Annotated in this window: 21 protein-coding genes and 3 tRNA genes; 7 read left to right on the forward strand and 17 right to left on the reverse strand. The window is 65.0% G+C overall.

What is annotated here, in order from left to right:
* Window positions 1-4 precede the first annotated feature (4 nt).
* Complete coding sequence (locus QFZ70_RS15335) at window positions 5-898, forward strand: hypothetical protein (protein ID WP_307096830.1); 894 nt, start codon at window positions 5-7, stop codon at window positions 896-898.
* 27 nt (window positions 899-925) lie between these two features.
* Here QFZ70_RS15335 and QFZ70_RS15340 read toward each other — a convergent pair whose 3' ends face one another.
* The 5 genes from QFZ70_RS15340 to QFZ70_RS15360 form a co-directional block, all read right to left on the reverse strand.
* The gene (locus QFZ70_RS15340) at window positions 926-1,978 is read right to left on the reverse strand and encodes a LacI family DNA-binding transcriptional regulator (RefSeq protein WP_307096832.1); all 1,053 of its coding nucleotides are present in this window, start codon (window positions 1,976-1,978) and stop codon (window positions 926-928) included.
* Window positions 1,979-2,115: 137 nt separating this feature from the next.
* Window positions 2,116-2,364 carry a hypothetical protein gene (locus QFZ70_RS15345; RefSeq protein WP_307096834.1) on the reverse strand — a complete coding sequence of 83 codons (249 nt, stop codon included), beginning with the start codon at window positions 2,362-2,364 and terminating at the stop codon, window positions 2,116-2,118.
* Window positions 2,361-3,257, reverse strand: coding sequence for a carbohydrate ABC transporter permease (locus tag QFZ70_RS15350; protein WP_307096836.1), 897 nt, complete (start codon window positions 3,255-3,257; stop codon window positions 2,361-2,363). Before QFZ70_RS15350 ends, QFZ70_RS15345 begins: the two co-directional genes overlap by 4 nt.
* Entirely contained in the window at window positions 3,254-4,291 is a 1,038-nt protein-coding gene (locus QFZ70_RS15355) for a carbohydrate ABC transporter permease (protein ID WP_307096838.1), read from the reverse strand. Before QFZ70_RS15355 ends, QFZ70_RS15350 begins: the two co-directional genes overlap by 4 nt.
* 6 nt (window positions 4,292-4,297) lie before the next feature.
* Window positions 4,298-5,593: an ABC transporter substrate-binding protein gene (locus QFZ70_RS15360; RefSeq protein ID WP_307096840.1), complete on the reverse strand. Its 1,296-nt coding sequence runs from the start codon at window positions 5,591-5,593 to the stop codon at window positions 4,298-4,300.
* A gap of 139 nt (window positions 5,594-5,732) precedes the next feature.
* Here QFZ70_RS15360 and QFZ70_RS15365 point away from each other — a divergent pair, with 139 nt between their 5' ends.
* The gene (locus tag QFZ70_RS15365; RefSeq protein ID WP_307096841.1) at window positions 5,733-7,541 is read left to right on the forward strand and encodes a glycoside hydrolase family 13 protein; all 1,809 of its coding nucleotides are present in this window, start codon (window positions 5,733-5,735) and stop codon (window positions 7,539-7,541) included.
* Between the two features lie 12 nt (window positions 7,542-7,553).
* Here the strand turns inward: QFZ70_RS15365 and QFZ70_RS15370 are convergent, their stop codons facing one another.
* From QFZ70_RS15370 to QFZ70_RS15405, 8 genes are all read right to left on the reverse strand, one after another.
* Window positions 7,554-8,165, reverse strand: a complete 612-nt coding sequence (locus QFZ70_RS15370) for a hypothetical protein (protein WP_307096842.1) — start codon at window positions 8,163-8,165, stop codon at window positions 7,554-7,556.
* Window positions 8,162-8,770 (reverse strand): DUF6286 domain-containing protein, encoded by a 609-nt coding sequence (locus QFZ70_RS15375; protein ID WP_307096844.1) that lies wholly within the window; start codon window positions 8,768-8,770, stop codon window positions 8,162-8,164. Before QFZ70_RS15375 ends, QFZ70_RS15370 begins: the two co-directional genes overlap by 4 nt.
* Window positions 8,767-9,147, reverse strand: coding sequence for a hypothetical protein (locus QFZ70_RS15380; protein WP_307096845.1), 381 nt, complete (start codon window positions 9,145-9,147; stop codon window positions 8,767-8,769). Before QFZ70_RS15380 ends, QFZ70_RS15375 begins: the two co-directional genes overlap by 4 nt.
* Entirely contained in the window at window positions 9,144-9,335 is a 192-nt protein-coding gene (locus QFZ70_RS15385; protein WP_307096847.1) for a hypothetical protein, read from the reverse strand. Before QFZ70_RS15385 ends, QFZ70_RS15380 begins: the two co-directional genes overlap by 4 nt.
* Window positions 9,332-9,790: an Asp23/Gls24 family envelope stress response protein gene (locus QFZ70_RS15390; protein ID WP_307096849.1), complete on the reverse strand. Its 459-nt coding sequence runs from the start codon at window positions 9,788-9,790 to the stop codon at window positions 9,332-9,334. Before QFZ70_RS15390 ends, QFZ70_RS15385 begins: the two co-directional genes overlap by 4 nt.
* 181 nt (window positions 9,791-9,971) lie before the next feature.
* Window positions 9,972-10,047: transfer RNA gene (locus QFZ70_RS15395), tRNA-Phe, on the reverse strand.
* 48 nt (window positions 10,048-10,095) lie between these two features.
* A tRNA-Asp gene (locus QFZ70_RS15400) sits at window positions 10,096-10,169 on the reverse strand.
* Between the two features lie 90 nt (window positions 10,170-10,259).
* Window positions 10,260-10,332: transfer RNA gene (locus QFZ70_RS15405), tRNA-Glu, on the reverse strand.
* A 164-nt stretch (window positions 10,333-10,496) separates the two neighbouring features.
* On the opposite strand from QFZ70_RS15405, the gene QFZ70_RS15410 reads away from it, so the two are divergent.
* The gene (locus QFZ70_RS15410; protein WP_307096851.1) at window positions 10,497-11,540 is read left to right on the forward strand and encodes a PHP domain-containing protein; all 1,044 of its coding nucleotides are present in this window, start codon (window positions 10,497-10,499) and stop codon (window positions 11,538-11,540) included.
* Window positions 11,541-11,542: 2 nt separating this feature from the next.
* On the opposite strand, the gene QFZ70_RS15415 is transcribed toward QFZ70_RS15410, so the two are convergent.
* Window positions 11,543-12,226: a thioredoxin domain-containing protein gene (locus QFZ70_RS15415; protein WP_307096853.1), complete on the reverse strand. Its 684-nt coding sequence runs from the start codon at window positions 12,224-12,226 to the stop codon at window positions 11,543-11,545.
* 125 nt (window positions 12,227-12,351) lie between these two features.
* On the opposite strand from QFZ70_RS15415, the gene QFZ70_RS15420 reads away from it, so the two are divergent.
* From QFZ70_RS15420 to QFZ70_RS15435, 4 genes are all read left to right on the forward strand, one after another.
* Window positions 12,352-13,329 carry a DMT family transporter gene (locus QFZ70_RS15420; protein WP_307096854.1) on the forward strand — a complete coding sequence of 326 codons (978 nt, stop codon included), beginning with the start codon at window positions 12,352-12,354 and terminating at the stop codon, window positions 13,327-13,329.
* A gap of 9 nt (window positions 13,330-13,338) precedes the next feature.
* Window positions 13,339-13,785, forward strand: a complete 447-nt coding sequence (locus tag QFZ70_RS15425) for a metallopeptidase family protein (RefSeq protein WP_307096856.1) — start codon at window positions 13,339-13,341, stop codon at window positions 13,783-13,785.
* A gap of 10 nt (window positions 13,786-13,795) precedes the next feature.
* Complete coding sequence (locus QFZ70_RS15430; protein WP_307096858.1) at window positions 13,796-14,716, forward strand: cation diffusion facilitator family transporter; 921 nt, start codon at window positions 13,796-13,798, stop codon at window positions 14,714-14,716.
* Window positions 14,717-14,943: 227 nt separating this feature from the next.
* A complete protein-coding gene (locus QFZ70_RS15435) occupies window positions 14,944-16,431 on the forward strand; it encodes a C40 family peptidase (RefSeq protein WP_307096859.1) in 1,488 nt (495 codons plus the stop codon).
* Between the two features lie 23 nt (window positions 16,432-16,454).
* Here QFZ70_RS15435 and QFZ70_RS15440 read toward each other — a convergent pair whose 3' ends face one another.
* From QFZ70_RS15440 to QFZ70_RS15450, 3 genes are all read right to left on the reverse strand, one after another.
* Entirely contained in the window at window positions 16,455-17,261 is an 807-nt protein-coding gene (locus tag QFZ70_RS15440) for an ABC transporter permease (protein WP_307097898.1), read from the reverse strand.
* 73 nt (window positions 17,262-17,334) lie between these two features.
* Window positions 17,335-18,390 carry an ABC transporter ATP-binding protein gene (locus tag QFZ70_RS15445; RefSeq protein WP_307096860.1) on the reverse strand — a complete coding sequence of 352 codons (1,056 nt, stop codon included), beginning with the start codon at window positions 18,388-18,390 and terminating at the stop codon, window positions 17,335-17,337.
* Window positions 18,387-19,577, reverse strand: coding sequence for a hypothetical protein (locus QFZ70_RS15450; RefSeq protein WP_373461686.1), 1,191 nt, complete (start codon window positions 19,575-19,577; stop codon window positions 18,387-18,389). Before QFZ70_RS15450 ends, QFZ70_RS15445 begins: the two co-directional genes overlap by 4 nt.
* Between the last annotated feature and the right edge of the window lie 64 nt (window positions 19,578-19,641).

A 19,641-nucleotide genomic window follows, 5' to 3' on the forward strand; every position in this document is an offset into this window, starting at 1 on the left:
CGTGATGACGGGAAACCTCTACCGGGGCCAGGCCGGCCTGCCATTCTCCTCAACACTTCGCGTCTACGAACCGCTCGACGCCTTCCCCGAAGAGCAGCGGAAAGCCATCGCTGCCGCCGGAGCGCAGGCTGCCTCGCGTGCCGCCGTCGAAAACGCCGAACTGCTGGCCTCACTGGGACGGATCACCCGTTCCGGCGGCGACCCCTTCCCCACGGGGCGGACGGACCTGGTGCGCGTCACCACGGCCCCGGCGTCGCGAGAAGGCACAGGAGGCCCGTCCGACGACGGCGCTGACGCCGAGCCTAAGCTGCTGTACTGTCCCAGCCAGTTGGTACTGCGGGCCGGTTTGGCAGCGAACGCCCTGATGGAGGGAATCCACGGCCCGCTGGCCGAACTGCTGATCCCGGAGGAGCAGCGGGACAAGCACCAGGAAAGAATCGACCAGGTGAAGGCCCGTGACGGTGCCATCCGTGTCCACACGCGGGCGTCCACCTGGGGAATCCCCTTCAGCTGGTTTTCCCTTTTTATGGATTCAGACCATAAAGACGTAGTGGAGGCTGCCGGCCGGATCCTCACGGTCCGGGTCTGGGCACCCATCACGGAAGCCCTGGAGCGTGCGCGTTATGCTGTGGCCAACCTGGCGTTGGCGGCACCCGACCTGGACATGCTGGACGATCTGGCGCAGCTCACCGAGTGGCTGGAACTCTTCCATGTGAACTCGATGGTGGAGCTGGACTACGGGGCTGTTGCAGACAAGGTGTACCCGGACGATTCGCCCATGGACATCCGGCTGGGCATCGAATGCCTGGCCGAGGGCGACATGACGGGCGCCGCAGCAGCGTACCGCCGCCTGGCTTCCCGCTGGATCCCCATCCGGCAACTGGCGCGCGCCTCCTGAAGCTCTCCCTCAGGAGCGCCGGCGGCGCTAGGACTGGCGCGGCGCCGTCGTCCTCCTGACGATCAGTTCATGGGGTGCGACGGCGGACTGAACCGCTCCCGCCTCACCGTCCAGTTCGTCGAGGAGCATCTTGGTGGCCAGCTCGGCCTGTTCGTCAGGCCGCTGTCCCACGGTGGTGAGGCCCATGGCGTCAGCAAAATCGTGGTTGTCGATACCCACCACGGAAAGTTCCTCCGGCACGAGGACCCCAAGCCTGGACGCTTCAAAAATGACGCCCATGGCCATCTCATCCGATGCGCAGAAGATGGCTGTCGGTTTGTCGCCCGGTTTGGCCCACAGGCGGCGGAAGGCCTCCTGTCCGCTGCTGACCGTGAAGTCCCCCCACTCGTCCCATTCGGGGCGGGTGGGGAGGCCCGCCGCCGTCATGACGTCCTTAAAGGCGAGGATACGGACGCGGGGAACATCGAAGTTCAGGTCTGTTTCGTCATCGCCGTGGAGCAGGGCGATGTCCCGATGGCCCAGGTCGATCAGGTGCCGGACGGCGGTGGAGGCGGCGGCGTAGTCGTCTATACCGATATAGGCGCACTCCTCCACGTGGCCGCCCACCACCACCAGCGGAATGTCGATTTTCTGCAGGTGTTCCAGTTCGTCGTGGGACAACGCCATACACAGGACCAGCAGGGCATCGATCTGCTTGTAGACCATGGTCTTGCTGAAGAGCCGCTCTCGGTTGCTGCCATGGCCGCCGAGGTTGAACAGCGAGAGGTTGTAGTTCCGGGCGTGAAGTTCCCGGTCTGCGCCTTCGATGGCCTTGGAGAAGAACCAGCGGCTGACGAAGGGCGCCAGTACACCGATGGTTTTGGTTCGGCCCGTTGCCAGGCCGGAAGCGGAGCTGGAGGCCACGTAACCCAGGTCTCCCGCTACCTCAAGAATTTTCTGCCTTGTTGCGGGTGAGACGCGGGGCAGGCCCCGGACCGCCCGCGACACCGTGGCAGTGGACACCCCCGCGGCGGCGGCGACGTCTTCAATACTGACCCCGCTATGGCCGCCCCGTTGCGACCTTTCACTTGTGCGTGCCACGGTGTCCCCTCATGTACTCCCTGCAGGCATCCGCCCTGCTTCGCGCGATACCCCTGGGCCATAGTATTTTGAGCGCTGGCCCGCATCGCAGTGTTACTTCCCGCCGGGTGCCCGACGGCGGCGGAACCCTGTGTGCGCTACCTCCGGCCAGGCAGGCGCCGACGCAGCCGCACCATTCCGTAGAGTGCGAGCAGCGTGGCCAGAAGGCCCAGCGCCCAACCGAGTGCCGGCTGCGCCGTCACCTCCATCCAGACGGTGACCACCAGCAGCACAAGCGCCCAGAATCCGAGGAACCCGATGATGATGTCAAAGTCCTCACCGGACCTCATCCGGCGGCGGTCGCTTCCCGCCCCGGCGGACCGGGAGCGGGAAGCATCGCCTGTCACTTGACCGCACCTGCCGTAAGGCCGGCAACGATCTTGCGCTGGAAGACCAGTACCAGAATTACCAACGGAATGGTGACGATGGTGCCCGCGGCCATGATGGCCGTGTAGGGGATCTGGTTGGGCTGCGCGCCGGCGAAGCTGGCAATGGCAACCGTCACTGGTTTCGTAGCCTCGTTTGACAGCTGGCTGGCAATCAGGAATTCATTCCACGAGGAGATGAAAGCCAGGATGGCCGTGGTGAAGATCGCCGGAGCAGCCAACGGCATAATCACCTTCCGGAACGCCTGCCCTTGGGTGCAGCCGTCAACGCGCGCCGATTCCTCCAGCTCCCAGGGCATTTCCCGGAAGAAAGAGGTCAGCGTGTAAACGGTGAGGGGCAGGACAAACGAGATGTTCGGAATGATCAGCGCTTGGTACGTGCCCATCCAGCCGATGTTGGTGAACAGCTGGAACAGCGGGGTGATGAGGGCAACGCCCGGGAACATGGACGCCCCCAGGATGAAGCCCAGCACCAGGTACTTGAAGCGGAAGTTCAGGCGTGCCAGGGCGTACGCCGCGAACACTCCGATCACCAGCGAGATCACCGTTACCGTGACGCCGATGAAAATACTGTTCAGCAAGGCCTGGCCGAACCTGTTGCCGAACGAGGTATCGAAGGCCGTGATGAAGTTGTCCATCGTCACGTGGGTGGGCCAGGGCGTTGTGTCGTAGGTGAAGCCCACTTCGCGGAACGCCGTCACCACCATCCAGTAAGCAGGTGCAAGGCACCAGATAAGGATGACAGCCGCACTGACGTAGGTACGGACGCTTGCCCACTTTTCCCGGTTCTGCGCAGTCTTGCGCCCCTTGTCCTGCTGCGCCCGCAATGCCGTGGAGGCAGTTGTGGTTGTCATTTCTTCCCCTTGCCGGTGGCTCCGCTTTGTTCCACAACATTCGCTCCAAGGAAGCGGACAAAGATGAACGCGACCAGGAAGATGATGATGAACGTAATGGTGGACAAGGCGGCTGCAGAGTTAAAGCCTTGCCTGATCTGGTTGATCACCAGGATGGACAGCGTAGTGGTGTTGTTGGCGCCGCCGGTGAGGATGTACGGAAGGTCGAACATACGCAGCGCGTCCAGGGTGCGGAACAGGATGGCCACCATCAGCGCCGGCTTGACCAGCGGAAGGGTAATCATCCGGAACCGCTGCCAAGCGGTGGCACCGTCCACCTTCGCGGCCTCATAAACCTCGGCAGGGATCATCTGCAGGCCTGCCAGAATCAACAGCGCCATAAACGGCGTGGTCTTCCAGGTATCGGCGATGATCACTGCCCACTTTGCGGGCCATTCGCTGCCCGTCCACAAGATGGAGACGTTGAACAGCTTGTTGATGATGCCGTTGAAGTCGAACATAAACAGCCACAGCTGCGCAGTAACGGCAGTGGGGATAGCCCACGGAACGAGCACGGCCGCCCGGACCAGGCCGCGGCCCTTGAATGTCCGGGCCATGATCATGGCCATCCAAAAACCGAGGACCGTCTCGAAGGCAACGGTGATAACAGTAAAGAGGAAAGTGGTGCCAGTTGCCGTCCAGAACTGCCCGCCCAGGGTGCCTGGCGGGCAGGCGACAGTACCGCCGCCCTGGGCAGCACACTGCTGTCCCAGCCAGTTCACGTAGTTCTGGATGCCTGCCGGGCCGCCTTCAGTAAAGAGGCCGGTAACCGGGTCGAGTCCCGCGTCCTTCGTGAAGGACATGATGATCGCGCTGATGATCGGGTAAACGATCACGATGCCGAGCGCGATGATGGTCGGGGCAAGTAGCCACGAGGCCCACTTGCCCTGGCTGAGGATCTTGTTGTCTTCGCCTACGCCCTTGGGTCCGTGATGGACCGGGGTAGTGCCCGACGCCGGCCCTTTGACCGGCGTCGGGCCCAATTCGGTAGCCATGGCTGGTTACGATCCTGCGCCGGCGGTCTCGATGGACTTCTGCATATCGGACAGCGCGTCCTTTGCAGACTTCTCACCCTTCAGTGCCGCGTAGGCATTTTCCTGGATGGCCTGGGTGACAGCAGGGTAGAACGGGGTCACGGGGCGGGGAACAGCGTTCTCGATGGACGTCTTCAGGACTGGCAGGTACGGCAGCTTGGCGACCAGTTCCTTGTCCTCATAGAGAGCGCCGAACACCGGAGCCAGGGAACCCTGCGTCGCGAAGAACTTCTGCTGTTCCTCTTCAACGAGGAACTTTACGAAGTCCAGGGCGGTCGCCTTGTGGTCCGAGTAGACACTGATGGCCGCGCTGTGGCCGCCGAGGGAGGAAGCGCCGGGGCCGGTCTTGCCTGGCAGGGCAGCCATGCCCAGCACGTCCTTGACCTTGGAGGAGCCTTCAGTCGTGGCCAAGTTGTACACGTAAGGCCAGTTGCGGAGGAACAGCAGCTTGCCTTCCTGGAACGCGCGGCGGCTTTCCTCTTCCTGGTAAGTGATCGCCTCAGCGGGGATGTTCCCGTTCTTGAAGGCTTCGGCGAGGTTGTTCAAGCCTTCCTCGGCCTCTGCAGTGTTCAGGTTCGGCTTTCCCTCGTCGTTCAGGACGGAACCGCCAGCCGAGTTGATGGCCTCGGAAGCGTTGACGGTAAGTCCTTCATACTGCTTGAACTGCCCGGAGTAGCAGCCCATTTTGTTGGCCTTGGCGATGGAGCACATCTCCATCATCTCGTCCCAGGTCTTGGGCGCCTCGGGAACCAGGTCCTTGCGGTAGTAGAGAATGCCGCCATCGGAGGAGACCGGAGCCGCATAAAGCGTGCCCTTGTATGAGCCGGCCTCTACGGTGGGTTCGAGCATGCCCGCGGTATCAACGGCCATCTTGTCCTTGAGCGGCTGCAGCCAGCCCTTCGCAGCGAATTCCGCGGTCCAGACAACGTCAACGCTCGCTACATCGTAGTCAGCATTCTTGGCCTGGAAGTTCTGGACGAGGTCGTCGTGCTGCTGGTCCGCCTGGTCGGTCTGTTCCTTGAACGTGACCTTCTCATCAGGGTGGGCAGCATTCCACTTTTCGATGAGGGGACGCACAACGTTGCTGTTGTCCTTACCCTGCACGTAAGTGATGGGACCCCGGCTGTCTATGTTGGCTTCGGCGTCCCCGCCGCCACCGCCGCCACCGCCGGTGGTACCGCCCCCGCCGCCGCCGCATGCGGCCAAGGTCAGGGCCAGGACACCGGCGGTGGCAACCGGAAGTAGGAATCTAGGGGTTTTCATAAGCTTGAAGCTCCTCGCTGAGTGACAAGTAGGTCTGCGTGCTCTTGCTAGGTGAGGTTGATGTGGTGACGCTCACACTAGTAAGGTTGCTGCGAATAATGCAAGCGTTTACATCAAAAAGTTATCTGAGAGGAACCAAATGTCCAACACGGACGTTCGTGTTAACCGCCCAGCCCGCCAGGAATGGTGGGCGGACGCCGTTGTCTATCAGATCTACCCCCGGTCCTTCGCGGACGGCAACGGTGACGGCATGGGCGACCTACGCGGCGTTACGGAACGCCTGCCCTACCTGCAGCAGCTGGGAGTGGACGCCATTTGGCTCTCCCCGTTCTACAAATCCCCGCAAGCTGACGGGGGATATGACGTCGCCGACTACCGCCAGGTGGACCCGCTCTTCGGGTCGCTTGAGACCTTCGATGCCATGTTGCAGGAAGCTCACCAGCGCGGGCTGAAGGTCATCGTGGACCTGGTACCCAACCACACCTCTGACGAACACGTGTGGTTCCAGGAGGCGCTTGCTTCACCGCCCGGTTCCCCTGAACGGGCCCGCTACATGTTCCGGCCCGGCAAGGACGACGTTCCCGGCTCCGGTGATGGCAACCTCGCCCCGAACAACTGGAAATCGATCTTCGGCGGGCCAGCCTGGAGCCGGATCACCGAGGCTGATGGGTCTCCCGGCGAGTGGTACCTCCACCTTTTCGACACGAAGCAACCGGACCTCAACTGGGAAAACGCCGAGGTGCACGAGGAAATGCGCTCGGTGCTCCGCTTCTGGCTGGACCGGGGTGTGGATGGATTCCGTGTGGACGTGGCCCACGGCCTGATCAAGGAGCCCGGCCTGCCCGACTGGGAAAGTGTTGCCGCAATGGTTGAAGGCACTCCGGAAGTGAGTCGGGAAGCTGCGCACCGCCCCGGTGACGCACCTGGAGCCCATACCGACGCCGAAGAGCCCCACCGCGCGGTGTCCCCGGTTTATCCCCCCTCGCCGTTCTTCGACCAGGACGGCGTGCACGACGTCTACCGCGACTGGCACTCTGTGCTTGCCGGGTACGACGGCGACCGCATGATGGTGGCCGAGGCCTGGGTGGAGCCGGCGGAACGGCTGGCCCGCTACACCCGCCCGGACGAGATGCAGCAGGCCTTCAATTTCGATTTCCTGCTTGCAGGCTGGGACGCGGAGCGCATGGCGGAATCCATTGAGGCCTCCCTGGCAGCGGCTTCCTCTGTGGGTGCTCCCTGCACTTGGGTGCTGAGCAACCATGACACCGTCCGCCACACTACGCGGTTCGGCCTTAAGGATCCCACGACGTTTCCCAAGGGCCTGGGAGGAGATGACGAACAGCCCGACCCCGCATTGGGGCTGGCCCGTGCCAGGGCCGCGACGTTGATCTCGCTTGCCCTGCCGGGCTCCGCATACCTGTATCAGGGAGAGGAGTTGGGGCTCCCCGAGCACACCACCCTTCCGGCCGGTGCGCGGCAGGACCCAACGTTCTTCCGGACCCGGGGCGCAGAGATCGGCCGTGACGGCTGCCGCGTCCCGTTGCCGTGGACCGCGGAGCTGCCGGGCTACGGCTTTTCCATAACCCGGGACGGCGAAACTTCGCAGCCCTGGCTCCCCCAGCCGGACAGCTTTGGGCCCTTGGCGGCGGACCAGCAGGAGGGAGTGGAGGGCTCTACCCTGGAGCTTTACCGCGCTGCCCTTGCCTTCCGGGCCGCCCGGCGGCTGGGTGCAGGGTCCGTTGGCTGGGCCGAGATCCATGCGCCGGACAGCGGGGTGCTGGCCTTCCATAACGGGGACATCCTGGTGTTGGGCAACCTTGGGTTCGCGTCCGCCCCGGTCCCTGAAGGGTATTCCGTGGTTCTCTCCAGTGGCCCGGAACCTGCCGCCGAGTGGGCGGGCATGCGTGAAGTGCCCGTGGACTGCGCTGTCTATCTCGCCAAAGACTGAATGAGCCGTCGGTCAGCGGACGCGCTCAGCCCTGCTGAAGCGCGTCCGTGCGCCGGCGCCGATATGGATCAGCACGGGAATCCTCTTTCCCACCACCTGTTCCAGTGCGGCCACCAGCGCGTAGACCTCGTCGGCGAGCAGGTGCGGGGCCACGCCTTGGCGCGGGAGGAGGCGCACTTTCAGGGCCGGGCTGCCTTTGACGTCGTAGGTGGTCACGGTGGCGCCTGCTAAATCGGGGCGGTTCGCGAGGGCATGTTTGAGCGCCTGCTCCGCCACTCCTCCGCCGATCCGCACGTCGCCCGGGACCTCACCCGGATCGTATTCGACGGCCAGCAGGTTTGCCCGGCCCTTGCCCTGCTGGGCAACCCAGGCCACCATGAGTCCGATCAGCACCAGCAAGGCCAGCGCCACCACGATCCACAGCCAGCTTTCACCCCGCCCGGGGAACCTGGTGGCGTTGAAAGCCTGGTTGACTTGGTTCCAGACCCCGGGTGACCAGGAATGCCACCAGGAAGCCGCGGCCGGGACTGCGGCCAGCAGCATCAGCAGGGCGCCCACAGCAATCAGCATCAGCCCCAGGAGCGCAATCAGAATCCGGTTGAGAAGCGTAGGGGTGCTGTTCATGCGCCGATCACTCCTGACGGCGCCACATTGACCTGCACCTCCGGTGTTGGATCCAGTGCCATGCCGCCGAGCTCGCTTTGGACGGCATTGAGCACAGCATCATGGTCCACGGGAACTCCGGAGGTGGGCCGGACATTCACCACTACCTGCCGTTGCGAGACCACCACCGTGACTTGTTCGGGTGTGACGTTAGCGGCAAGCCGGGCACGGCGCGCCAAGGAGGAAGCGATGACTTCATCGTCCACCACCACGGCAGGGCCAGCGGCGTCCCCACCGCCGCGGACAAGGTGCCGGGCACGGCGCCCCGGCAGGACCCCGTTGAGGAAAAATACCAGGCCGAACATGGCGAGCACTGCTCCAATGGCGCCCAGCAGCAACGGCGAAATCCCTGCGGGCAGAGCCACCAGGCGTTCAGCTGCCACCTGCGGCTCAATCAGCCAGGCCGGCTGTCCAAAGGCATGGACAGCAGCTTCGAGGAGTCCGTAGGCAGCAAGTGCAATGACCAGGACCGCGGCAGTGGTGGCCACCACGGCACGTGAGGAGTGCGTCTCCCGGTGCAGGATGCGGCCCATATCCGGGCCCTGGCTTTCCATCTGCCGGCTCATTGCACGCGTCCCCCTTCGCTGATCCTGGCCCCGCTGATCCTGATGTCCACCCGGCTCAACCGTGCCCCGCTCAGCTCTGTCACCGTGGCGAGGATGCGGGCCTTTGCCCTCACAGTGCGGTCCCAGATAGAGCCCCCGGCGCCCTCCACCCGCAAGGGGTCCATCACCACGGCGTTCAACGGCGGGATGCTGATAGGTGTGACGAGGGACAGCGCCAGCATGCCGTCGTCGTCCGCCCAGTCAGCCCGGACATCGTCCGTATCCACGCCCAGGAACTGGGCGGCTGCCGCTTTGGCGAGGCTTGTCAGGGCCTGCGTGCTGATGCGGTTGTGTCCGCTCAGCTCCTGGCCCCGGATGGCCGGGGCGGTGGAGTTCATGAGGACGAGCGCCGGCCGATGATGGCGTCCAGGACGCCGCGAAGGTCGAGTTTCCCTTCCGCGGCGCGGCCCAGAAGTGCCCCGATGGCCATAAACAGCAGGGATATAAGGAAGCCCCACAAACCGAATTCCAGGGACATAAAGGCAACAAAGGCACCCATGGCGGTACCGGCCACGGTGAGGTTCACAGCAGAGCCTCCCTTTCAGTGGAACCGGCAGTGGGTTTGAGTGGAGGCGGCACGTAGACGTCGGTGACTTCCACGTTGACCTCGATAACCTGCAGGCCCACGAGTTCCTCGACCGCCCGGTAAACTGCCGCGCGGACCTCGTTGGCCAGTGAATGGAGCGGTGTTCCATAGCTCGCCACGAGGCTGATATCCACTGCAACCTGCGTCTCACCCACCTCGGCACGCACGCCGGCCGCATGATCCGAACTGCCGACGGCGTCGCGGATGGCGCCGAGGGCACGTGACGGTCCGGAGCCCAGTGAGTAGACCCCAGGGACGGCCCGGGCGGCAATTCCGGCCACTTTGGCGACAGCGGTTTCGGAGATCACTGTGCGGCCAAGACCAGGCACTGGCACAGGAACCGGGACGGCACGGCTCTGGATGCCCTGACCGGGTTGTGGGTTCTGGTTTTCCATCAGGCACTCCCCCTTCTGTTGATCCCAACACTATCCCCTGGCTGTGACTTAACGGCAGCAGGGAGGGCGCCCGCAAATGGTGGAGCGCCCTACGGTCACGACGCCTGCGGCAGGGAGCTCAGAGTCCAGAGCCAGCGTTAAAGAAGAAAAGCACCAGTTCCGAAGAACTGATGCTTCCCAGTGGTGGCTCCGACCGGCGTCGATCCGGTGACCTTTCGATTTTCAGTCGAACGCTCTACCAACTGAGCTACAGAGCCTAGGTGACATGTCACCATGAGAGCCGGAATTTCTTCCAACAATCAGAGCGACCCTGACGGGACTTGAACCCGCGACCTCCGCCGTGACAGGGCGGCGCGCTAACCAACTGCGCTACAGGGCCTTGCGTTTCTTGCTTCACAGTATCTCTACCGCTTTTTTCAAGGCTTCCAGCCTACCAGACATTTTTTGTCTGTTTGACCAGTTCCTTGCGTACCCCCAACGGGATTCGAACCCGTGCCGCCGCCGTGAAAGGGCGGTGTCCTAGGCCGCTAGACGATGGGGGCCAGAACCCATTCGGCACAAAAATAAAGGCGTAAAGCGAGGCTTTCCGTCTTTCTTCTTCGCGTTGCTCCGAACTGGACTCTAAAACTATAGGGCCTACTCAGGAATAATCCAAAATCGGCGAAAACACACGCCCAGAGCAGCAGGAACAGGTAAAGATGGACTGATGGACGCCGTTGCAGCACTCAACGAGATTGCCTTCTGGCTGGAGCGCGGACGCGCTGCCACCTTCAAGGTCCAGGCCTTCCGGAAAGCCGCCGGGGTGATCGCCCCGCTGTCGCCGGAAGAAGTGGCGGCCCGGGCCCGGAACGGCCGGCTGAAATCCATGAAGGGAATCGGCGACCGGACCTACCAGGTCATTCGGGACGCCGTGGAGGGCCAGGTCCCGGACTACCTCGCCGACCTCCGGGAGAAGGGCGTGCAGCCGCTGGTTTCCGGGGGCGCGGACATCCGGGAAGCGCTGCGGGGAGACTTGCACAGCCACAGCGAATGGTCCGACGGCGGCTCCCCCATTGAGCTGATGGTGGCAGCCGCCGGGGTCCTCGGCAGGGATTACCTTGCACTGACGGACCATTCCCCCAACCTCACCATCGCGAACGGGCTCTCAGCGGAACGCCTCCTGCAGCAACTGGACGTCGTGGCAGCCATTAATGACGGCACGCATCCCAGCTCCGACGGGCAGCAGGAAAACCGGGTGCGGCTGCTGACCGGCATCGAGGTGGACATCCTGGAGTCGGGCGAGCTGGACCAGGATCCCGACCTGTTGGACCGCCTGGACATCGTGGTGGCCAGCGTCCACTCCAAGCTCCGCGCCGACCGGAACACCATGACGCGGCGCATGCTCAAAGGCATCCAGGATCCGCAGACCAATGTGTTGGGACACTGCACGGGGCGCCTGGTGGAGGGATCGCGGGGCACGCGCCCGCCGTCGGAATTCGACGCCAAGGAGGTGTTCGCCGCCTGCGCGGAGCACAACGTGGCGGTGGAGATCAATTCGCGGCCGGAGCGCCAGGACCCGCCGGATGCCCTGATCCAGCTTGCCCTGGAAGCCGGGTGCCTTTTCTCGATTGACAGTGACGCGCACGCGCCCGGGCAGCTTGACTTCCTGCAATACGGTGCCGAGCGCGCGGAGAAGAACGGTGTCCCCGCGGAACGCATCATCACCACGTGGCCAGTGGAGCGGCTGCTGGAGTGGGCCGCGGCGAACTAGCCCTACTTGACGGCGTCCGCGAGTTTCTGCCGGAAGTCGGCCTTGCTGGACAGGGTGAGCTTTTCCCCGTTGAGAAAGAAGGTGGGGGTTCCGGTCACGCCCAAGGCATTTCCGTCCGCGATGTCCGCCAGGATGCGCTCCTCCGTCTTTGGATCGGCGACGACAGCGTCAAACTGCGAAAGGTCCAGCCCCAACTGTTGGGCGTAAGTCCGGAACAGCGGCGCCTGGGACTTCTGGCTTCCCGCCCATTGGGATTGGGTTTCGAACAGCTTGTTGGCCATCTGCTGGTACTGGCCCTGCTGTCCAGCCGCCTCCGCGGCCAAGGCCGCCTGGCCTGAATTCGGGTGGGCTGACAGGGGGAAGTGCCGGTGGACGAACGTGATCCGGTCCCCGAACTCCGCTTTGAATTCCTCCACGACCGGATGGACGGACCCACAGGACGGGCATTCGAAGTCGAGGAATTCCACCAGTTGCGCTTTCTCCACCGCCGGGCTGGTTAAGCGGTGGCTGTCCGCCCGGACAAGCTGTTCAGCACCCGCGGCCGGCGGCGCGGACTCCTGGGACTTCCCGAAGGTCAGCGCGGCATACCAGGCCACGCCGGCCACTACCACTGCTGCAATGACGACCCAGATGACTGTCCGGACCACTCGGGCCGTATCACGCGGAGGAGAAAGGTTTGAGGCCATAACCCGCATCCTAACCGGCAACCCGGTATCCATTGCGGCACTTTGGCTTATCTTTGGCAGGAACTTGGCCAGACGTGGCCGATTTCCGCCAGCCACTGACCCCTGCCCCCGGCTAGATTGGCACCATGGCATCAAGCACCCCCGTCAGCACAACGGCTCCTCCACCTGCCCCCGCGTCCCGGATCAAAGCACTCGGCGTGGCTGCCATGGCCGTCACCGTGGTCCTCTGGGCTTCGGCGTTTGTGGGAATCCGGGCGATCGGCCCCCACTTCTCCCCCGGCTCCCTGACGCTCGGCAGGCTGGCCATTGCCGCCGTCGTACTGGCCTTACTGGTCCTCCCCCAATTGCTGAAGAGCAGGCTCCTTCCCCGGGGCCGGGAGTGGTGGCCCATCCTCGCCTACGGGGTGATGTGGTTCGGCGGGTACAACGTGGCGTTGAACGCGGCCGAGCACGTGCTGGACGCAGGAACCAGTGCCCTGCTCATCAACGTCAATCCCATCCTCGTGGCCATCATGGCCGGCATCTTCCTCAAGGAGGGCTTCCCGCGGTGGCTGATCATCGGAAGCCTGGTTGCCTTCGCCGGGGTAGCGCTGATTGCAGTGGGTTCGGGCCGGCCTTCCGTGCCAGGGGAAGATTCGACGGCGGATGTTGCTGGCGTGTTGCTGTGCCTCCTTGCCGCCGTGCTCGCCGCAGTCAGCGTCATCATCCAAAAACCCGTACTGCGGAAGTTTCCCGCCGCGCAGGCCACATGGTTCGGGATCCTGGTGGGCGCACTGTGCTGCTTGCCGTTTACGGGACAGCTGATCACCGAAGTCCAGGCCGCACCGCCCGAAGCAACCATGGGCCTGGTCTACCTTGGGATCTTTCCCACGGCCATTGCCTTCACCACCTGGGCTTACGCGCTCTCGCTGGTCGAGGCCGGCAAGCTCGCAGCCACCACCTACCTGGTGCCCGGCACCACCATCCTGATCTCCTGGCTCCTCCTGGGCGAGATCCCCACGGCACTGGGCCTGGTGGGCGGCCTGGTCTGCCTTGTGGGCGTCGGATTGACCCGGCGCAGGACCCGACGGGGACGCGAAGCCAAGCAAAAGGTTCTTGGCTAAAGTCGGAGTATGCCAGCCAGCCTGCCGCCGGGTCTGCCCGTCGTACCTGAGGGTCCCAGCGAGCCCCTTCACTCCGCCCAACACCAAAGCTTCTCCATGTCCGCGAACGAGTTCGAGGCCGCCGTCCAGGATGCCCTGAACAGCATCCCGGACAAGCTGGCCAGGGCCATGGACAACGTGGCGGTGTTCATCGAGGACGACTACGTGCCACCGGCCGGGGAGGACCCGGACACAGTCCTCCTGGGACTTTATGAAGGCGTGCCGCTGACCGAAAGGGACTCCTGGTGGGACGCGGGTTCGCTGCCGGACCGCATCACGATCTTCCGCGGACCCATCCTTGACATCTGCTCCTCACGCGAGGACGTCATCCACGAAGTGGCCGTGACGGTGGTCCACGAGATCGCCCACCACTTCGGGATCGATGACGACCGGCTGCACGAGCTCGGCTGGGGCTAGCCTTGTAGGCATGGGACACGACCACAGCCACACGCACGGTATTACCGCAACGGGCCGTCACCGGAAGCGGCTTGTGGCCGTCCTCGTCATCACACTGGTTGTGGTCCTGGTGCAGGTGGTGGGTGCAGCCCTCTCCGGTTCGTTGTCACTGCTTGCCGACGCCGGACATATGCTCTCCGATGCGGCCGGGGTAACCATCGCGTTGCTTGCCGCCTGGATTGCCGGCCGACCTGCAAGCGACCAGCGGACCTACGGGTACCAGCGGGCCGAAGTCCTTGCGGCCCTGGCCAATGCATTGATCCTGGTCGTGATCTCCGTAGTGATCTTTTCCGAAGCAATCCGGCGGATTGGTACCGCGCCTGAGGTACAGACGGACATCATGCTGTTCGCCGCAATCCTCGGTGCTGCCGCCAACATCGCTTCGCTCCTCATCTTGCGCGGGGCACACCAGGAAAGCCTCAACGTCCGCGGCGCCTACCTTGAAGTCCTGGGCGACCTGCTGGGTTCCTTCGCCGTCATAGCTGCCGCTGTGGTCATTATGCTCACCGGCTTCCAGGCCGCTGACACTATCGCGTCGGTGGTGATTGCCCTGTTAATCCTGCCGCGGGCATGGACCCTCCTGCGCGATGTGGTTGATGTTCTGCTCGAAGCCAGCCCCAAGGGCGTGGAAGTGCAGATGATCCGCGAACACATTCTGTCCGTGGAGGGCGTTTCCGACGTGCACGACATCCACATCTGGACCATCACTTCCGGCGTGCCTGTTTTCTCAGCGCACGTGGTGGTGGAGGATGGCGTGCTGACCGCCCGCGGAGCGGACCAGTTGCTGGACAAGCTGGTGACCTGCCTGGGCTCCCACTTCGATACCGACCACTGCACGTTCCAGCTGGAACCGGCCACGCACTCCGAACACGAGGCGCACCAGCACGCCTAGCCGTGTTACTCAGCCCGCGGTCTATTACTGGTGGGCGCGTGCTCGAGCTGCGACACGCCAGCTTGGCTAAGCCGAAAATGACACTGTTGTGGTTTATGTTATTGATGTGACGGCTGTTGCTAAAGTGCAGAAGCTCACGTAGCCTCGGGACTGCTGGGGAGCAGACCAGGGGCACCGCCCTGCCGTGATCAGGACCTCCCAGCCTTATCACTTCGAGGTTTCTGCAGATGGTTTTGACCGGATCCGGGCGCAAAGCGGCCGTGCTGTGCGCCGCCGCGGTGCTCATTGGAACGCTGGCAGCGCCGGCAGGAGCTGTAACAACGCCGTTGGCGCCGCACATCTCCGTACCTGCAGCTCCAGAAATGCCGTCGGCGGAGGATATCGCGGCTGCCAAGGCCAGCGCGTCTGCCACAGCGGACCAGGTCTCCTCCATTGAACGGATCCTCGAGTCCGCGGCAAGCTCGCAACAAGCCGCCTTCGCTGTTTCAATGCAGGCCAACAACGCCTACAGCGAGGCCCTGGTGGAGCTGCAGCAACGTTCGTCGGCGGCGGCTGTCGCTTCGGCGAAGGCCACTGCAGCCCAGGACCAGCAGCACAGAGCCAAGAAGCAGGTGGGGCAACTCGCCGGGGACCTCTACCGCCACGGCGGGCTCAACCCCACCTTGGGTACCTTTGTCAGCGGCAGCGGGGACACCATCCAGCAGGCCGCCACGCTGCAGGCCCTTTCGGCCAGCCGGAGCCGGGCCTTCGAGGCGGCAGATGCGGCAGCCCAGGCCTCGGAGTCGCTGACGGCGGCCGCTGAGGATGCCACAAAAGCGGCCGATGATGCCGCAAGGACGGCGGAAGCCCGGAAGACCCAAGCTGAAGAGGCCAATGCGGCCCAGGCCAAGGCCGTGGCGGACGCCAAGGCCCAGCGCACCGTCCTGGTGGACCAGCTGGCCAAGCTCCGGAACACCACCGTTGCCCTTGAATCGGCCAGGGTGGATGCCCTCGACCGGCAGCGCGAGGAGGCCAGGCTGGAGGCGGCGCTGGCAGCTGCGGAGCGGTCCGCCCAGGAGCAGCCGGGTGCTCCGGGAAACCGGCCTGCCCAGGCAGCCCCTGCGGCACCGGCTCCTGCCGTGCCCGCAGCTCCAGGTCCAGCTCGCGCTCCGGCAGCTCCGGCACCGGCGGCACCTGCACCTGCCCCCGCTCCTGCACCGGCACCGGCACCTGCCCCAGCAGCTCCGGCACCAGCCCCTGCTCCCGCTCCCGCACCTGCTCCCGCTCCCGCACCTGCCCCCGCAGCTCCGGCACCCGCACCAGTCCCGGCACCTGCACCTGCACCTGCACCATCCATTGGAAGTGGAACCTACGAGGCTGCCATCTCGGTGGCCCTGAGCAAGGTCGGTGCACCTTACTACTACCAGTGGGGCGGCACGGGCCCCACCGGTTTCGACTGCTCAGGGCTTGTGCAAACGGCGTTCGCAGCCGCCGGCAAGTACCTACCCCGCACGGCCGCGCAGCAGTACGCGGCTGCTTCCGTCCACGTTCCCATCTCGCAGGCAAGGCGTGGCGACCTGCTGGTGTGGGGATCGCCGTCGAACTTTTACCACGTGGCCATCTACCTGGGGAACGGCCAGGTGGTGCACGCACTGAATCCGCAGGAGGGCATCGGGGTCACCTCGCTCAGCGCGATGGCCGGCATGCAGCTTTACGGATACGCGGCGCGTTACTGACCCGCGGCACGAACCGGCACGGGTCAGCTCAACACATCCTTGGTGACAAAACGTCCATAGGCGAGCGCCCCAAACACGGCGATGTACCCCGCCTGCAGCAAGGCGTTGCTGGTGAACGAGTCCCACAGCACCGGCTGGCGGAGCAGGTCGCCAAAGCCCAGCCAGTAATGGCTGAACAGCCACGGGTGCAGCCACTCGAGCTGGGGCAGCTGGTCAAGGACCTGGGACACCACCGAGACCACCACCGTGGCGGCCATGGCACCTACTGGAACCACTGTAAGGGTCGAAAGGAACAGCCCTATCGCTGAGAGCCCGGCGAGGGAAACGGCAAGGTAAGCAGCAATCAGGAGGAGGCGCAGCGCGGCTTCCGGCGGCTCGATCACGTCCCCGGACAGCAAAGTCACGGGACCCACGGGGAAGAGCGCCGCCCCGATGGCGGCACCGGCCAGTGCGACTGTGACGGGCGCGGCCAGGCAAAACGCCAGGGCCCCCGCGTACTTCACCAACAGCAGCCGCACGCGGCCCGTGGGAGCAACCAGCAGGTACCGCAGCGTTCCCAGATTGGCCTCGCCTGCGATGGTGTCACCTGCCACCACGCCCACCGTCAGCGGCAGGAAAAGTGGAACAGATACCAGCATGGCGGTGAAGGCCACGAACAGCCCGTTCTGCGTGATGCGGTCGAGAAAAGCAGGACCCCGCCCCGCCGGAACCGCGGATGAGATCCTGACGGCCACCGCGATCAGGACCGGGATGGCGGCCAGCGCCAGCAGCAGGGCCCATGTACGCCGCCGCCCAAACAGCACCCGAAGTTCCGACAGCGGAAGAGACAGCCCGGATCCGTGCGGCGCCCACGCGGGCTTCCTTCCTGCTGTTCCTGTTGTCTTTCTGGTCTCCTGCCGCGCGCTATCGGGCAACGTCGAACCCCTCCCCCGTCAAGGCAACAAAGCGGTCCTCGAGGCTTTCCCGTTGCACCGCGAACCCACGGATCCGGACGCCCGCCTGCACCAGGTGGGCCACGATATCTTCAGGGGCGGTGCCACCCGCGGCGGCATCCGGAGCGGCCCCGGGCGCGGGCCCTCCGGCCTCAGCATCCGGTCCCGCAAGCGCCCCGGACCCGGCAAGCACCGCCGTCACCACCTCACCGTCAGCTTGCGCAGCTTCGGGCTCCGGCGACAATCCCAGGCGCGCCAGGACTGTCATGGCGGCTCCGGCGTCCGGTGTCACGAGCCGGATGCAGGCGCTCCCGGACCGGCGCAGTTCGGCAAGCGGGCCCTGGGCCACGAGCCGGCCTGCGCTCATGATGGCTGCATGGGTGCAGATCTGTTCCACCTCGGCCAGCAGATGGCTCGAAACAAAGACAGTGGTGCCGTCGGCTGCGAGGGAACGGACGAGGTTCCGCACTTCACGTGTGCCCTGGGGGTCCAGTCCGTTGGTGGGCTCATCCAGCACCAGCAGCTCGCGGGGTGACAGCAGCGCGTTGGCAATGCCCAGCCGTTGCTTCATGCCGAGGGAATAGGCGTGCACCCTCTTGCCCGCGGCGTGGCCCAGTCCCACCTGTTCCAGTGCCTGGTTCACCCGGGCTTTGCGGGTTGCTGGCGCGGCATGCCGGGTGGCGGCGTCGAGGCGGTGGAGGTTCGCGGTCCCGGAGAGAAAGGGATAGAAGGCCGGGCCTTCCACCAGTGCCCCCACCCGCGGGAGTACTTCCTGGAACTTGCCGGGCATGTCCATTCCCAGCAACCGGATAGACCCCGCGGAGGCGGCGGCGAGGCCCAGCAGCATCCGGATGGTGGTGGTCTTTCCGGAGCCGTTGGGCCCCAGGAAACCAAAGACGGCGCCGGGTGGCACCGCCAGGTCAAGGCCATTGACGGCCACCTGCTGCCCGAACCGCTTGGTCAGCCCCTGCGTCTCGATGGTCAGGCCGTGGGTCCGCCAGCCGGGGCCTCCTGCGGCCCCTGTCACGGAGCTGCGGATGCGGCTTGCAGCCTCTCCGGCGGGACCATGCCCGCGAAGATCCGGCCGTCGTCGGTGAGCAGGACGTTGAACAGCGTGGTGGAGAGCAGCCGACCGCCGGGAACTGCGACGGCGGCCTGGGACAGCAGCGGATTCCGGGACAGGAAGGTATCCAGGGCTGCGGCAGCCCCTGCCTCCGCCGGAACTTCCACCACCGTCTCCCAGCCGGCGCCGGCCAGGTAGGGCCGGACCTTGTCCTTGATACTCTCGGCCGGGTCATCCGGGGTGACGTGCTTGCCTGGACCGGCCGGGAAACCCGGGGTGAGCGGCCAGCGTTCGGGATGGCGGGACTGCAGCTCCTCCACCGTGCTGCCCGGCGGCGGGACGAAGTTAAACAGCGCCTCGTCCGGAGCCTCCAGTGACAGGCTGGTGAATCCGGCGCTGAAGGCAGGCTGTGCTGCGCCGCGGGCCGTCACTTCCACGGCGAGCGGCATGCCGCTGGCTGCGTCGACGGCGATGGCCACCTTGCCCACGAGGGTGCCACCGGCGCGCGGCTCAAGCAGCAGGTTGTAGGCAGGGCGCCCGGCGGCTTCCACGTCCGGCCCCACTGATACGGCAGTTGAACTGTCCGCCGCGGCCAGGAACTTCTCTGCAAGCTCCTGCGGCGTGGGCGGGACCCGCTGCGGCTTATCAAGGGGTGGCGTCCCCGTGTTGCCCGGGTCGGCCAGCGGCGGCTGGGTGAGCGGCAGGTCGTTGGCGTAGGCCGGAAGGGTCAGGTGCGCGGCCGAGTTGTCCTTTGACGAGTAGAACCAGACGTCGTTGCCACGGCGGATGATGTCCCGCTCGGCGAGACGGTCCACCACCTGGATGCGCGCCTTGGTCTTCCCGTCCATGAATACGCGGGCCGTACGCTCCCCGGTGAGGAACTCCATCACTGAGGCTGCGCCGCCGGCAGATGCCGGTCCCGAGGTGGGCCCAGTTGCCGGCAGTTCCGGCAGCCCCAGCTCGGAGGACTGTTGGACAGTTCCCGAAAAAGTGTGCGTCCTGTGACCGGCTATTAGGGCGATCACTTCGGCCGGGGTCTTGCCAGGCAGTGGATCGCCGGCCCGCGCCGGAATGGATCCCACCAATACCCCGGCGGCGATCACTGCAGGTGCCGCCACGGCAGGAACCCACCGCAACCAGGCGCGGTTCATGCCGCGCCTGCTCTCCATACTCCGGCGGTTCGTAGTCCAGCCGTCTCCGTCATTGGAGCCCATA

Origin of the sequence: Arthrobacter sp. V1I9, assembly GCF_030817075.1 — a bacterium.
Classification (GTDB): domain Bacteria; phylum Actinomycetota; class Actinomycetes; order Actinomycetales; family Micrococcaceae; genus Arthrobacter.

Coding starts and splice junctions, on each gene's coding strand:
- QFZ70_RS15335 (WP_307096830.1), top strand. CDS start 5: ATGACGGGAAACCTCTACCGGGGCCAGGCCGGCCTGCCATTCTCCTCA.
- QFZ70_RS15350 (WP_307096836.1), bottom strand. CDS start 3,257: ATGACAACCACAACTGCCTCCACGGCATTGCGGGCGCAGCAGGACAAG.
- QFZ70_RS15355 (WP_307096838.1), bottom strand. CDS start 4,291: ATGGCTACCGAATTGGGCCCGACGCCGGTCAAAGGGCCGGCGTCGGGC.
- QFZ70_RS15360 (WP_307096840.1), bottom strand. CDS start 5,593: ATGAAAACCCCTAGATTCCTACTTCCGGTTGCCACCGCCGGTGTCCTG.
- QFZ70_RS15365 (WP_307096841.1), top strand. CDS start 5,733: ATGTCCAACACGGACGTTCGTGTTAACCGCCCAGCCCGCCAGGAATGG.
- QFZ70_RS15370 (WP_307096842.1), bottom strand. CDS start 8,165: ATGAACAGCACCCCTACGCTTCTCAACCGGATTCTGATTGCGCTCCTG.
- QFZ70_RS15375 (WP_307096844.1), bottom strand. CDS start 8,770: ATGAGCCGGCAGATGGAAAGCCAGGGCCCGGATATGGGCCGCATCCTG.
- QFZ70_RS15380 (WP_307096845.1), bottom strand. CDS start 9,147: ATGAACTCCACCGCCCCGGCCATCCGGGGCCAGGAGCTGAGCGGACAC.
- QFZ70_RS15390 (WP_307096849.1), bottom strand. CDS start 9,790: ATGGAAAACCAGAACCCACAACCCGGTCAGGGCATCCAGAGCCGTGCC.
- QFZ70_RS15410 (WP_307096851.1), top strand. CDS start 10,497: ATGGACGCCGTTGCAGCACTCAACGAGATTGCCTTCTGGCTGGAGCGC.
- QFZ70_RS15415 (WP_307096853.1), bottom strand. CDS start 12,226: ATGGCCTCAAACCTTTCTCCTCCGCGTGATACGGCCCGAGTGGTCCGG.
- QFZ70_RS15420 (WP_307096854.1), top strand. CDS start 12,352: ATGGCATCAAGCACCCCCGTCAGCACAACGGCTCCTCCACCTGCCCCC.
- QFZ70_RS15425 (WP_307096856.1), top strand. CDS start 13,339: ATGCCAGCCAGCCTGCCGCCGGGTCTGCCCGTCGTACCTGAGGGTCCC.
- QFZ70_RS15430 (WP_307096858.1), top strand. CDS start 13,796: ATGGGACACGACCACAGCCACACGCACGGTATTACCGCAACGGGCCGT.
- QFZ70_RS15435 (WP_307096859.1), top strand. CDS start 14,944: ATGGTTTTGACCGGATCCGGGCGCAAAGCGGCCGTGCTGTGCGCCGCC.
- QFZ70_RS15450 (WP_373461686.1), bottom strand. CDS start 19,577: ATGAACCGCGCCTGGTTGCGGTGGGTTCCTGCCGTGGCGGCACCTGCA.